Raw genomic sequence first — 12,444 nt, 5'->3', positions numbered from 1 at the left:
GATTCAAGTGAAGGGTGGCCGAATACCACCACAAACATTGGGTACTGCCAGCTTAGGCCAGCTGTACGGGAATGGCGTTGCTGCTGTGGCTTAGGGAGCCGTCTTTACCCATGTAGAGTAAACGTGGCTCGTGGGTGGCCAACTCATTTTCGTCATACAAGCAGTAGGCGCAAATGATTAACACATCGCCCACAGCTGCTTTATGGGCAGCGGCCCCGTTAACGGAAATAATTTGTGAACCGGCTTCACCACGAATTGCATAGGTGGTGAAACGCTCGCCATTGGTCACGTTATAAATATCAATTTGTTCGTACTCACGAATCCCTGACATATCTAACCAGTCGCCATCAATGGCGCAGGAACCTTCGTAATCAACGACGGCGTGAGTGGCGATAGCTCTGTGCAGTTTTGCTTTGAGCATAATGGTTTGCATGGTGTTTTCCTCTTTCTACTCGGCATAGCACGGGCGATTTGCGCGCCGTGGCTTAGCGTCTGTCGTTATTACAGCTCAAAGATCAGGTTGTCGATCAAGCGTGTTGTGCCTAGATACGCTGCGGCTAGCAAGACCAACTGAGTGCTGTTTGCATCGGCCAATTGTAAGCTCAGAGCGTCGCGCAGCTCTACATAGTCGAGGCGGAAACCTGCGGCTTGTAGGTCTGTGTTGAACTGCTCAAAGAGTACTGCGTAATCATTGCGGCCGTTTTTTATGTGTGCTTTAACAGCCTGCATGCATTGCTGCAAAGCAGGGGCGCTGGCACGTTGTTGCGCGCTAAGATACCCATTTCTGGAGGATAATGCGAGGCCATCCTCATCGCGCACAATGGGCACGCCAAAAATTTGTACCGGCATATTTAAGTCAGCAACCATTTTGCGGATCACCGCCAGCTGTTGGTAATCTTTCTCGCCAAATAGCGCCATATCGGGCTGCACCATGTTGAGCAGCTTGCACACAACAGTGGCCACGCCATCAAAATGCCCAGGGCGGCTACCGCCACATAAACCGGCAGAAACACCGGGGACGCTGACGGTGGTGTGCTGATCCATACCTTGCGGGTACATGTCTTCTGCGCTTGGAGTAAATAACAGGTTGCAGCCGGCATCAAAGAGTTTGCTTTGATCTTCCGCTAGGGTGCGTGGGTAGCTGTCTAAGTCTTCATTGGGGCCAAACTGCAGCGGGTTAACAAAAATACTGGCGACGACAAAGTCCGCGCGCTCCACTGCCTGCTTGATTAAAGCAATGTGCCCGGCGTGTAAGTTGCCCATGGTGGGGACTAAGGCAATGCGTTTGTCGGCGCTACGTGCTTGGCTAATGGCGGCGCGTAACTGCTGCAAAGTTTGTACGGTATTCATGCGCTAAACTCATGCTCTGGAGCGGGGAATGATTGGTCTTTGACTGAACGGGTGTAAAGGCCGAGGGCCTCGGCGATGCTGGCTTGGCCGTGCATAAAGTTACGCACAAACTTCGGTGTGCGCCCAGTCAGGGATAAGCCCAGCATGTCGTGCAGAACCAATACTTGGCCGTCGGTGTCTGGGCCGGCGCCAATGCCAATCACTGGGATTTGCACGGCAGCACTGATGCGCGCCGCCAGCGCACTGGGTACGCACTCTAATAAGAGGAGAGCGGCACCGGCTTGCTCCAGAGCGATGGCTTCGTCGAGCATTTTTTGTGCTTGTTCTTCACCGCGGCCCTGTACTTTATAGCCACCAAAGACGTTGACTGATTGTGGCGTCAGGCCTAAGTGAACGCAGGCGGGAATGCCGCGCTCAGCCAATAAGCTCACGGTTTCGGCCAGCCAAGCGCCGCCTTCGAGTTTGACCATATGTGCGCCGGCTTGCATCAGCTTGGCGCAGCTTTGGTAGGTTTGCTCAAGGGTGGCAGCGCTCATAAAGGATAGATCGCTAAGGATTAATGCGCCTTTGTTACCGCGCTTCACTGCGGCTGTATGGTAGGCCATATCGTCAATAGTGACCGGCAGCGTACTGTCGTGGCCTTGGAGCACCATGCCTAAGGAGTCGCCGATCAATAAAATCTCAACTCCAGCGGCGCAGGCGGTGGCGGCAAAGGTGGCGTCATAGCAGGTTAACATGGCAATTTTTTCGCCACGTTGCTTTAAATTTAATAGCGTTGTCAAGGTGACATCAGACATGCAAGGAGTCCTCGTTGGTACCTTGAAGGGTACTTGCATCAAGGCTATTAGAGCCCAGACGACTTAACTGTAAGTCAATCATGTGTAGATGAATCGACCGGTTGAATGGCGCAAATTTTAGGAGTATGCAAGCGTTGCAGGGTTGGATCAACAGGGCAAGCGCTGAGTAAATCCGCAAATTGGCGGCCATCGGGTAGTTGTAGCTTAGCAGGGCAAAGCTCTGCCAGTGGCAGCAAGACAAAAGGTCTGGCGTGCATATGATAATGCGGAACACAGAGGCGGTCATCGTCAATAATGCGCTGACCAAACAATAAAATATCCAGATCCAGCGTGCGCGGCCCCCAGCGTTCGGCTTTGCGTTCACGGCCTTGGTTGCGCTCAATGGCTTGCAACTGATCGAGTAGCGCCAAGGGAGCTAGGCTGGTTTCTAACAGCGCTGCTGCGTTGGTGTAGCGCGGTTGATCCGCTGGTCCCAGTGGCGCGCTGGAGTAATACGCAGAGGTTGCCACTAAACGGCTTTGCGGCAATTGTGCGAGGGCTTGTAAAGCAGCATCCAGTTGTTGTTCAGGCTCAGCGAGGTTGCTGCCTAAGCCAATGTACACCTGTTCCATTAATGGGGACTCGGCTGGGTATGTTTAGGTTTGCTGGTGCGCGGTTTGCGGCGGCGCTTGCTGCGCGGTTTGTCGCCTTTGCCGGATAATTCGGCAATCATGTCGCGGCGCACACTGTCGCTGGCGTCTTGGTATTGCGTCCACCATTTGCCTAAACCTTGGGTTTGTTCGCCAGCACTTTCACGCAGCAATAAAAAGTCATAGGCGGCGCGAAAGCGTGGGTGGGCTAATAAGGTATCAGCGCGTTTACCCGCACGGCGCGGCAAGCGTTCTTGTATGTCCCAAATTTCGCGGGTGGGCAAACTAAAGCGTTTCGGAATGGCAATGCGTTGCACTTGCTCAAGTAGCACTTGGTGCGCTGCTTCTTGCGCTGCGGGCACTGGGTGCATGCCATCGTTTTGTAAGCTGATGGAGCGGTTGCTCAGCACTGGCCAGAGTAACGCGGCAAATAAAAATGCTGGGGTTACTGGGCGTTCATTGCTGATGCGCTTGTCGGTGCTAATAAAGGCGTTGCGCAGTAAAAGATCAACATTGACTGGGCTTTGCTGCAAGACTTTGGCGGTGTTGGGAAACAGCTCGGCAAACAGGCCGTATTCGCACAGCAGCTCGTAGGTGCGCACAGCATGGCCGCTGAGAAACAGTTTGAGCACTTCTTCATAGAGGCGCGCCGCTGGAATATCACGCAGTAAATAAGCTAGACGGCGAATGGGTTCGGCGGTGCTGTCTTCGATTTCAAAATCCAGCTTGGCGGCAAAGCGAATGGCGCGCAGCATGCGTACTGGGTCTTCCAGATAACGCTGCTCAGGATCACCAATCAGGCGAATCAAGCGCCGTTTAATATCGGCAAAACCGGTGCTGTAGTCGTAAACCTTTTCGCTGCTAACATCAAAATACAGTGCGTTCATGGTGAAATCGCGGCGCTGCGCGTCATCTTCCATACTGCCGTAAACGTTATCGCGCAAAATGCGTCCGCTAATATCGTGGGCAGATTGATCATTGTTGTCGGTGTCGCTGGTGTCGGAGTGACCGCTGCGAAAGGTGGCGACTTCAATGATTTCACGACCAAAGTGGACGTGGGCCAGTTTAAAGCGGCGACCAATGATGCGTGAGTTACGAAACTCATTGCGCACTTCTTCTGGGGTGGCGTTGGTGGCCACATCGAAGTCTTTGGGTGTGACGCCAATCAGTGAGTCGCGCACGCAACCGCCAACCAAGTACGCTTGAAAGCCAGCATGTTGTAGGCGGACCGCCACATTCGCAGAGTTGCGGCTAAAGTCAGCGCTACTGAGGCGATGTTCATGGGCTTCGAGCACTGTGGGCTGTTCGGGCCCTTTGCGTTGGCGTGGAAGACGGAAAGGTTTAAAGAGCTTTTTCAGCATAGCAGGGCCTGTTTACGACTCGCGACTAAAGGGAAATTCCTAAACGCAGCGCGCAGCAATGTAAGCGGCAAAGAAGACAGTGCGGCCTGTGCGGTGAAACGAAAAGAATTATTATAGTGTGAATGGCACATCATGGTGGCTGATTCTACCACCGCTAGCGGACGAGGTGAACGTGCAAAACAGTTAAGGGTGGTGTTGGGCAGTTTTGCTGAAGCGTTATCTGTGATTTGCGCTGCGGTTATGTTTGCGAATGTGCGGCGCTAAGTGCGGTTTAAGCTAGGATGCACTTGGTTTGGCTGCTTATGCTGTGCTGTGTTTGCGGCGCAGCGGGGCGGGCGCAGAGTTTTGCGAGGGTTGGTTGATGGTTAGTGGTGACGAGGGATAAGGCAATGAGGGGAAGCCTAAGCTTCCCCTCATAAATGTCGATATGCGTTTTTTTTATTATTGTCGGCATTTTTGTTGTTGTTATCTGCCTGCGATTTTTACAGCTCAAAATAAGCTGTGGAAAAGTTAACGGATTGCTTTGAATGCTGAAGCCTTTGTGTCTCAGTTGATACGGGTGCTGCATTGGTTGCAGTTTTGTTATTCTCGGATCATCTGTGTTGCTACAATCGCTATCCTCGGCAAAGTAATCAGTTAGCTGCGTCTCCCATGCTCTTGTTTTTATTATGCTGGAGCCGTTACGTCTTATTCTTATTGTTCAGTTTTGTTTCTTATTGTTGTTGTGCAGATATATAAAGCAGATGCTGTGCCAGCTTTTGTTAATTCCTTATAAATCAATGGCTTATGGTTTTATTGCCTGATTTGTAAGGAGTTAAAAATAGTTTTGTTGGCAAAGTGTTACCGAGTATCACGCAAAGTGTTACTTAAAATGTCGAGTGGGTAACAGATCGCAGTTTTGCCTCTGAATCTGCAATCCTTGGGTTTTATTTGTGCTGGCTGGACTGCAGGCCTGGAGTTGTCGTTGGCTGGCTGCGCTAACGTCGGCTGAGTTGAGCTGTGTCAAGTGACTGCTGAGTCAATTTTGCTATACTGAGCGCAGTTGAGCTAATTCGCAGCTGTTGACTGGTTGACTGGTTGACTGGTTGACTGTTGACTGGTTGACTGTTGATGGTTGCGGCACACAAAAGAAGGGGTTGAATATGAGTAAGAATGCAAGTTTCTTCATGCCGACGGTATCGTTATTTGGTGCCAATGTGTTGTCTGAGCTGGCTGACCGAGTGAAATCATTGGGCGGTAACAAGCCACTGGTTGTCACTGATAAGGGTATGACCGAGCTGGGTTACACCAAGCAAGTCACGGATTTACTGGAGCAGGCCGGCATTGCTTACGCAGTGTTTGACGAGACCGTACCCAATCCAACGGATAAAAACGTTGAGCAAGGTGTCGCAGCTTACCAGCAGGGGCAGTGCGATATGCTGATTTCCTTAGGTGGTGGCAGTGCCCATGACTGCTGTAAAGGGGTTGGTTTAGTCGTTTCCAATGGCGGTGCGATTGCTGATTACGAGGGAGTGGATAAGTCTAAATGCTCTTTGCCTCCTTATATTGCGATTAACACTACGGCTGGTACTGCCAGTGAGTTGACGCGTTTTACCATTATTACCAATACCTCCAATCACGTGAAAATGGCGATTGTGGATTGGCGCGTCACGCCGGACTTGGCGATTAATGATCCTTTGCTGATGTTGAAAATGCCGCCGTCATTGACTGCTGCAACCGGCATGGATGCACTGACTCACGCAGTGGAAGCCTATGTTTCAACGGATGCAAACCCAGTTACGGATGCCTGTGCACTGCAAGCAATTCGCCTGATTGCTCGCTATTTGCGTGTGGCTGTGGCCCGTGGCGATGATCTGGAAGCCCGTGATCGCATGGCCTATGCCCAGTATTTGGCGGGAATGGCATTTAATAATGCCGGCCTTGGTCATGTGCATGCGATGTCGCATCAGCTCGGCGGTATGTATAACTTGCCCCATGGCGTGTGTAACGCACTGTTGTTACCGCACGTGTGTGAGGCAAACTTAATGGCCGCGCAAGAGCGTTATGCGGATATTGCTGAAGCCTTGGGCGAAAATATCTACGCGTTGCCGCTGCGTGAAGCTGCGCAAATGGCTGTAGTGGCGATTCGTAGCCTGTCGGTTGATGTGGGTATTCCAAGTAACCTGACGGAATTGGGTGTGCAGGACAAAGACATTGACGCCATGGTTGAGCATGCGCAGCAAGATGTGTGTGCACTAACCAACCCGCGCCGCTTAAATGATAAAGAAGTGGCAGCGATTTTCCGCGCAGCAATGTAAGCACTCGCTGCTGTCACTGCCAATACAAACCACACCACGCCTCGCCTTAAACCGCGGGGCGTTTTATTTTGCCGCAGTGTCTGCTTGTTACCCCAGTGTATTACGCCCGTTGCTTGCTGCGGCGCAGTGCAGGGTTGGCTGCTCTATTGCTTACCTAGCCAGCCTGGCGGATTGGTTTAATCTGGTATTGTTGCGCGTTGACTGTATATAATGCCAGCTGTTGTTGATAGGCTGCTGGCCTTTCATGCACGCTTTTTATCGAAAAGGAAAAACTGTGATTGGATATCTGCGTGGCACTTTGCTGGAGAAGCAACCGCCCCATGTGTTGCTGGATGTAAATGGTGTTGGCTATGAGTTAGAAGTGCCAATGACCACTTTATTTCAACTGCCGGCTGTGGGTGAGCCGTTAATTTTACACTGCCATTTAGTGGTGCGTGAAGATGCGCAGCTTTTATATGGGTTTTATAGCAAGCGTGATCGCGCTTTGTTTCGTGAGTTAATTCGTTTAAATGGTGTGGGCCCCAAGCTGGCGCTGGCGCTGATGTCGGGCTTGAGCGTGGATGAGCTGATTCAGTGTGTGAATGCGGAAGACACCAGCCGTTTAATGAAAGTCCCTGGCGTGGGTAAAAAAACAGCTGATCGCCTACTGGTTGAGCTTAAAGACCGCTTTAAGAATTGGGAAAGTACACCGCTGGCTGGGCAAACCAGTATGGAACCTGCCGAGCTTTCTGCAGTCACAAGCGCGCAGAGTGCCGAAAGTGATGCGGTGAGTGCCTTGATTGGTTTAGGCTTTAAGCCTGCGCAAGCCAGTCGTGCGGTCAGTAGCGTGTTTGCCGAGGGGTTAAGTAGCGAAGACTTAATTCGTCGCGCATTAAAAGGCATGGCGTAAGTGCGCCACTTTATTTGGGATAATTGCAGTTTATGATTGAAGCTGATCGCCTGATTGATGCGACACCCCGCGAGCGCGAAGAGCATATCGACCGTGCCATCCGCCCATTGTGCTTGGCCGACTATATTGGCCAGCCCAGCGTGCGCGAGCAAATGGCTTTGTTTATGGAGGCGGCGAAAAACCGTGATGAGGCGCTGGACCACACCTTAATCTTTGGTCCGCCGGGGCTGGGTAAAACCACTTTAGCCAATATCATCGCGCAAGAAATGAATGTGTCTTTAAAAAGTACCTCGGGCCCTGTGCTTGAGCGTCCCGGTGATTTAGCTGCCTTGCTGACTAACTTAGACAGCGGCGATGTATTGTTTATTGATGAAATCCACCGCTTGCCGCCCATTGTTGAAGAAATCTTATACCCAGCCATGGAAGACTTTCAGCTGGATATTATGATCGGTGAGGGGCCGGCAGCGCGTTCGATTAAGCTGGATTTACCGCCCTTTACTTTAGTGGGCGCAACCACCAGGGCAGGTATGCTGACCAACCCATTGCGGGACCGTTTTGGCATTGTGCAGCGCTTAGAGTTTTACAATGATACTGACCTGACCACTATTGTGGCGCGCTCCGGTGGTATTTTAAATATGCCCATTGAGCATGAGGGGGCTTATGAAATTGCCCGTCGCGCCCGTGGTACGCCACGCATTGCCAACCGTTTACTGCGCCGTGTGCGCGATTTTGCTCAGGTGCGCGGTAACGGACAGATTACCCAAGCCATTGCCAATCAAGCATTAAATCTGCTGGATGTGGACGAACATGGTTTTGATCATCAGGATCGGCGCTTATTATTGGCCATGATTGAGAAGTTCGATGGCGGCCCAGTGGGCATTGACAGTTTGGCCGCGGCAATCAGTGAGGAACGACATACCATTGAAGATGTCCTAGAACCGTACTTGATTCAGCAGGGCTTTATTATGCGCACCCCGCGCGGACGGGTGGTTACCCGCCATGCGTATCTGCATTTTGGTTTGAATCTACCCGAGCGTTTGCAAGATCCAGCACTGCTGCAAAAGTACAGCGAGAGTGAGTGAAAATATACCTGCGTTTTTGATTGGCAATTGCATGAGGTGGCATTAAAGTATGCGCGCAACAACAGCAACAGAGTTTACCTTTCCGTGTCGAGTGTATTACGAAGATACGGATGCAGGCGGCATTGTCTATTACGTGAATTACCTAAAATTCATGGAACGTGCGCGCACTGAACGTTTGCGCCATCTAGGCTTTTCTCAAGCGCAGATGGCCAGCGATAATCTACTCTTTGTTGTGCACTCCGCCCAAGCACGCTATCGCGCCCCTGCTCATTTAGACGATGAGCTGATGGTGAGTGTAAAAGTGGATGCTCTAAAACGTGCCAGTTTAAAATTTTATCAGCAAGTACGCCGAGTTAGCGATGATTTGTTGCTTTGTGAAGGGCATTTCACCGTGGCTTGTGTGCGTGCCGATACCTTAAAACCTCGGGCCATTCCCGAACTGTTATATGCGGCGTTTAATGCCGATGTGCAAGACTTTGCAGGAGAATAAGCGTGGAAGCGAATGCCGTAGATCAAATGTCAATGTGGAACCTAATCAGCAACGCCAGCTTGGTGGTGCAACTTGTCATGTTGATTTTAGTGGGCGCTTCAATTGCCTCTTGGGTGCTGATTTTTCAGCGCAGCCAATTATTGCGTGCCGCCCGTAACAGTTTAAATATCTTTGAAGACCGCTTTTGGTCCGGGGTCGATTTATCCAAGTTGTACCGTGAAGTGTGCAGCAACCCGGATCCTGATTCTGGGGTTGAGCAAATTTTCCGCGCCGGTTTTAAAGAGTTCTCCCGCTTAAATCAGCAGCAACATGCCAATCCGGCGTCGGTGATGGATGGTGTGGCCCGTTCGATGCGCGTGGCGATTTCCCATGAAGAAGAAAAGCTTGAGCAAGCGCTTCCCTTTTTAGCCACTGTGGGTTCTACCAGTCCCTATATTGGTTTGTTTGGTACGGTGTGGGGGATTATGAACTCTTTCCGCGGCTTGGCCCAAGTGCAGCAGGCTACCTTGGCCACTGTGGCGCCGGGAATTGCCGAAGCATTGATTGCTACTGCTATTGGTTTGTTTGCCGCGATTCCAGCGGTGATTGCCTATAACCGTTTTGCTGCGCGCAGTGAAAACCTGATTGCCCGTTACTACACCTTTGCGGATGAGTTTCAAGCCATTTTGCATCGTAAAGTCCACTCTAAAGAGGATTAAGGTGCACCATGCATAGAGGAAGAATTCGTAACCGTCGTAAACCCGTTGCTGAAATGAACGTGGTGCCTTATATCGACGTGATGCTGGTGCTGCTGGTGATCTTTATGGTCACCGCGCCGATGCTTAATCAAGGGGTTAAAGTGGATTTGCCGCAAGTTAGTAGCGAGGTTTTGCCGCAAGACAACAACGCCATTGTGCTGACCATTTCGATTAAAGCGGATAAAAGCTTTTACTGGAACACCAGCACTGAAGTGGATGTGGACACTGTGCAAGATAAAGCCGTTGAGCTGGTGCAGATGATTAATGCCGCGCGCGCTATTTTGGCGGCGAATGCGGCGCAAGGTAAAAAAGTACAGGTCTATGTGCGCGCTGATAAAACTGTGGATTACGGCAGCGTAATGGCCGCTATGGGTGGTTTGCAGCAAGCTGGCGTCAGTGATGTTGGCTTAATTACTGAGGCACCTTAATGCGACAGACTGAGCGTTCTCCATCGGAAAAGCTATTTTGGCCTGTGGTTTGGGCGGTTGGTTTGCATGTCATGCTGTTTGCTTTTCTGTTTGTCAGCTTTGCCCGCACCCCAGAATTGCCGCCGTCACGGCCGGTGATTAAGGCCACCTTGTATCAATTGCAATCACAAAGTCAGGCCACCACACAAACCAATCAGAAAATTGCCGGTGAAGCCGCAAAAACCTCCGCACCACAATACGAGGTTGAACAGCTGGAGCAGAAAAAAGTTGAGCAAGAACGATTAAACGCCGCTGCGGCTAAAGCTGCTCAAGCCAAGGCTGATGCCGAGGCGCGGGCTGCGCAAGCACGTGCTGCGGCGGCGCAAAAAGCAGCTGAGGCACAACAGCAAGCCCAAGCCAAAAAAGAACAGCAGGCGAAACAGTCAGCGGAAAAACTTCAGCAAGCTGAAGCCGCACGAGTGCAAGCTGCTGCTGCCGCTAAACAGCAAGCGGCAGAAGCAGCAAAGGCAAAAGCCGCCGAAGAGGCCAAGAAAAAGGCCGCCGAAGAGGCGAAAAAGCAAGCGGCTGCTGAGGCGGCGAAGAAAAAAGCGGCTGCCGATGCTGCGGCCAAACAAAAAGCCGAAGCGGAAAAGAAAAAACGTGCCGCCGACGAGGCTGCCAATCAGCGCAAGGCCCAAGAAGCAGCACGCAAGGCTATGGAAGATAAAAAAGCCGGTGCTTTAGCGGAGTTGTTATCGGCCGACACCCAGTACCAGCAAACGGTAGCCGATAGCCAAGGCTCACAAGTCGCCGGTAACTTGGATGATCTGATTATTCGCTTGGTCAGTGAGCAGTGGGTGAGACCGCCTTCCGCGCGCAATGGCATGGCGGTGACGGTCTTGATTGAAATGCTCCCAGATGGAACCATTACCAATGCCAGTGTCATTGGTAGTAGTGGTGACCCAGCCTTTGATGCCTCCGCGGTGGCGGCAGTACGCAACGTGGGGCGCATCCGTGAAATGCAACAGTTAGACAGTAAAACGTTTAATGCTTTATACCGCAGCCGTAAAGCGGTATTTAAACCAGAGGATTTGAGTTTGTGAATATATTAAAACGTTGGTTGTTACTCAGTGTGTTGCTCTGCGTCGGAATGGTGCAGGCGGCGGATCCTTTGTTGATTTCAGGCGGTAATGACCGCGCTATTCCCATTGCAGTGGTGCCTTTTGCTTGGCAGGGCGGTAATGCCTTGCCGGAAGATTTGGCGGAAATTATCGGCAATGACTTGCGTAACTCCGGCTCGTTTCAACCTATTGCGCCGCAAAATATGATCAGTCAGCCGGCGCAAGCCAATGAGGTTATTTTTCGCGACTGGAGTGCGATTGGCGCGCAATATATCTTGGTGGGCAATATTACTGCCAATGGCTCGAACCTGCAGGTTAGATATGCTGTTTTAAATGTTAGCACAGAGCAGGTAATGCTCAGTGGTGAGGTGTCTGGCGCAGTGGCGCAGTTGCGTGATTTGGCTCACCATATTGCTGATCAGGCGTATGAAAAACTTACCGGTATTAAAGGCGCGTTTTCTACTCGTTTGTTGTATGTCACTGCCGAGCGCTCTTCGCCAACCAATACGCGCTACACCTTGCAGCGCGCTGACTATGATGGTGCCCGTGCGGTAACCTTGTTGCAGTCGCGCGAACCGATTTTGTCGCCGTCTTTTGCCCCAGACGGTAAGCATATTGCCTATGTCTCATTTGAGCAGAAGCGTCCGCGTATTTTTGTGCAAAACATTGAAACCGGGCACCGCGAGCAAGTGACCGACTATGAAGGTCTAAATGGTGCACCTGCTTGGTCACCGGACGGTAAGCGCTTGGCGTTTGTGTTGTCCCGCGATGGCAACCCTGAAATCTATGTGATGGAAATGGGATCACGCCAAATACGCCGTATTACCAATCATGCGGCCATTGATACGGAACCTTTTTGGGGTAAAGACGGCCAAACGATTTACTTCACATCTGACCGCTCGGGGAAGCCGCAAATTTACCGGATGAATATCAATGGTGGCGCAGCAGAGCGGGTAACTTTCATTGGTAACTACAATGCCAACCCGAAATTATCCGCCGATGAAAAGACTTTAGTGATGATTCATCGTCAAGATGGTTACACGGTTTTCAAGGTGGCAGCGCAAGATCTTGAGCGCGGTACGTTACGCGTGCTCTCAGATTCAAGTTTAGATGAGTCGCCTACTGTTGCACCTAATGGAACAATGGTAATCTATGCCACCCACCACCAGGGCAAGGGTGTCCTGATGCTTGCATCTATCAATGGGCGGGTGCGGCTCCCACTACCTAGCATACAAGGCGAAGTCAGAGAGCCTTCATGGTCCCCTTACCTAAACTGATGATGGG

At 51.3% G+C, this 12,444-nt stretch carries 13 protein-coding genes; 8 read left to right on the top strand and 5 right to left on the bottom strand.

What is annotated here, in order from left to right:
• Positions 1-52: 52 nt before the first annotated feature.
• From panD to pcnB, 5 genes are all read right to left on the bottom strand, one after another.
• Positions 53-433 (bottom strand): aspartate 1-decarboxylase, encoded by a 381-nt coding sequence (panD, locus tag O6P33_RS11900; protein WP_269817991.1) that lies wholly within the window; start codon positions 431-433, stop codon positions 53-55.
• Positions 434-501: 68 nt separating this feature from the next.
• On the bottom strand, positions 502-1,350 hold the full coding sequence (gene panC, locus O6P33_RS11895) for a pantoate--beta-alanine ligase (RefSeq protein WP_269817990.1): 849 nt from the start codon (positions 1,348-1,350) through the stop codon (positions 502-504).
• Positions 1,347-2,147, bottom strand: a complete 801-nt coding sequence (panB, locus tag O6P33_RS11890) for a 3-methyl-2-oxobutanoate hydroxymethyltransferase (RefSeq protein ID WP_269817989.1) — start codon at positions 2,145-2,147, stop codon at positions 1,347-1,349. The genes panC and panB overlap by 4 nt, the downstream gene beginning before the upstream one ends.
• A 74-nt stretch (positions 2,148-2,221) precedes the next feature.
• Positions 2,222-2,758, bottom strand: coding sequence for a 2-amino-4-hydroxy-6-hydroxymethyldihydropteridine diphosphokinase (gene folK / locus O6P33_RS11885; protein ID WP_269817987.1), 537 nt, complete (start codon positions 2,756-2,758; stop codon positions 2,222-2,224).
• Positions 2,758-4,137 carry a polynucleotide adenylyltransferase PcnB gene (pcnB, locus tag O6P33_RS11880; RefSeq protein WP_269817986.1) on the bottom strand — a complete coding sequence of 460 codons (1,380 nt, stop codon included), beginning with the start codon at positions 4,135-4,137 and terminating at the stop codon, positions 2,758-2,760. Before pcnB ends, folK begins: the two co-directional genes overlap by 1 nt.
• 1,142 nt (positions 4,138-5,279) lie before the next feature.
• Here pcnB and O6P33_RS11875 point away from each other — a divergent pair.
• From O6P33_RS11875 to tolB, 8 genes are all read left to right on the top strand, one after another.
• On the top strand, positions 5,280-6,434 hold the full coding sequence (locus O6P33_RS11875; protein ID WP_269817985.1) for an iron-containing alcohol dehydrogenase: 1,155 nt from the start codon (positions 5,280-5,282) through the stop codon (positions 6,432-6,434).
• A gap of 274 nt (positions 6,435-6,708) precedes the next feature.
• Positions 6,709-7,323 carry a Holliday junction branch migration protein RuvA gene (gene ruvA / locus O6P33_RS11870; protein WP_269817984.1) on the top strand — a complete coding sequence of 205 codons (615 nt, stop codon included), beginning with the start codon at positions 6,709-6,711 and terminating at the stop codon, positions 7,321-7,323.
• Between the two features lie 32 nt (positions 7,324-7,355).
• Complete coding sequence (gene ruvB / locus O6P33_RS11865; RefSeq protein WP_269817983.1) at positions 7,356-8,405, top strand: Holliday junction branch migration DNA helicase RuvB; 1,050 nt, start codon at positions 7,356-7,358, stop codon at positions 8,403-8,405.
• Positions 8,406-8,454: 49 nt separating this feature from the next.
• A complete protein-coding gene (ybgC, locus tag O6P33_RS11860; protein WP_269817982.1) occupies positions 8,455-8,895 on the top strand; it encodes a tol-pal system-associated acyl-CoA thioesterase in 441 nt (146 codons plus the stop codon).
• Between the two features lie 2 nt (positions 8,896-8,897).
• Positions 8,898-9,593 (top strand): protein TolQ, encoded by a 696-nt coding sequence (tolQ, locus tag O6P33_RS11855; protein ID WP_269817981.1) that lies wholly within the window; start codon positions 8,898-8,900, stop codon positions 9,591-9,593.
• 8 nt (positions 9,594-9,601) lie between these two features.
• Complete coding sequence (tolR, locus tag O6P33_RS11850) at positions 9,602-10,060, top strand: protein TolR (RefSeq protein WP_269817980.1); 459 nt, start codon at positions 9,602-9,604, stop codon at positions 10,058-10,060.
• Entirely contained in the window at positions 10,060-11,142 is a 1,083-nt protein-coding gene (gene tolA / locus O6P33_RS11845; protein ID WP_269817979.1) for a cell envelope integrity protein TolA, read from the top strand. The genes tolR and tolA overlap by 1 nt, the downstream gene beginning before the upstream one ends.
• A 47-nt stretch (positions 11,143-11,189) precedes the next feature.
• On the top strand, positions 11,190-12,437 hold the full coding sequence (gene tolB, locus O6P33_RS11840; RefSeq protein ID WP_269819525.1) for a Tol-Pal system beta propeller repeat protein TolB: 1,248 nt from the start codon (positions 11,190-11,192) through the stop codon (positions 12,435-12,437).
• Positions 12,438-12,444 lie beyond the last annotated feature (7 nt).

Source organism: Denitrificimonas caeni (genome assembly GCF_027498055.1).
GTDB lineage: Bacteria > Pseudomonadota > Gammaproteobacteria > Pseudomonadales > Pseudomonadaceae > Denitrificimonas.
Note: the sequence above shows the minus strand (reverse complement) of the source record. Positions and strands in the feature narration are given on the sequence as shown.

What these genes read in the sequence shown, in the direction of transcription:
- panD (WP_269817991.1), bottom strand. Translation starts at nt 433, where the DNA reads ATGCAAACCATTATGCTCAAAGCAAAACTGCACAGAGCTATCGCCACT.
- panC (WP_269817990.1), bottom strand. Translation starts at nt 1,350, where the DNA reads ATGAATACCGTACAAACTTTGCAGCAGTTACGCGCCGCCATTAGCCAA.
- panB (WP_269817989.1), bottom strand. Translation starts at nt 2,147, where the DNA reads ATGTCTGATGTCACCTTGACAACGCTATTAAATTTAAAGCAACGTGGC.
- folK (WP_269817987.1), bottom strand. Translation starts at nt 2,758, where the DNA reads ATGGAACAGGTGTACATTGGCTTAGGCAGCAACCTCGCTGAGCCTGAA.
- pcnB (WP_269817986.1), bottom strand. Translation starts at nt 4,137, where the DNA reads ATGCTGAAAAAGCTCTTTAAACCTTTCCGTCTTCCACGCCAACGCAAA.
- O6P33_RS11875 (WP_269817985.1), top strand. Translation starts at nt 5,280, where the DNA reads ATGAGTAAGAATGCAAGTTTCTTCATGCCGACGGTATCGTTATTTGGT.
- ruvB (WP_269817983.1), top strand. Translation starts at nt 7,356, where the DNA reads ATGATTGAAGCTGATCGCCTGATTGATGCGACACCCCGCGAGCGCGAA.
- ybgC (WP_269817982.1), top strand. Translation starts at nt 8,455, where the DNA reads ATGCGCGCAACAACAGCAACAGAGTTTACCTTTCCGTGTCGAGTGTAT.
- tolR (WP_269817980.1), top strand. Translation starts at nt 9,602, where the DNA reads ATGCATAGAGGAAGAATTCGTAACCGTCGTAAACCCGTTGCTGAAATG.
- tolA (WP_269817979.1), top strand. Translation starts at nt 10,060, where the DNA reads ATGCGACAGACTGAGCGTTCTCCATCGGAAAAGCTATTTTGGCCTGTG.
- tolB (WP_269819525.1), top strand. Translation starts at nt 11,190, where the DNA reads ATGGTGCAGGCGGCGGATCCTTTGTTGATTTCAGGCGGTAATGACCGC.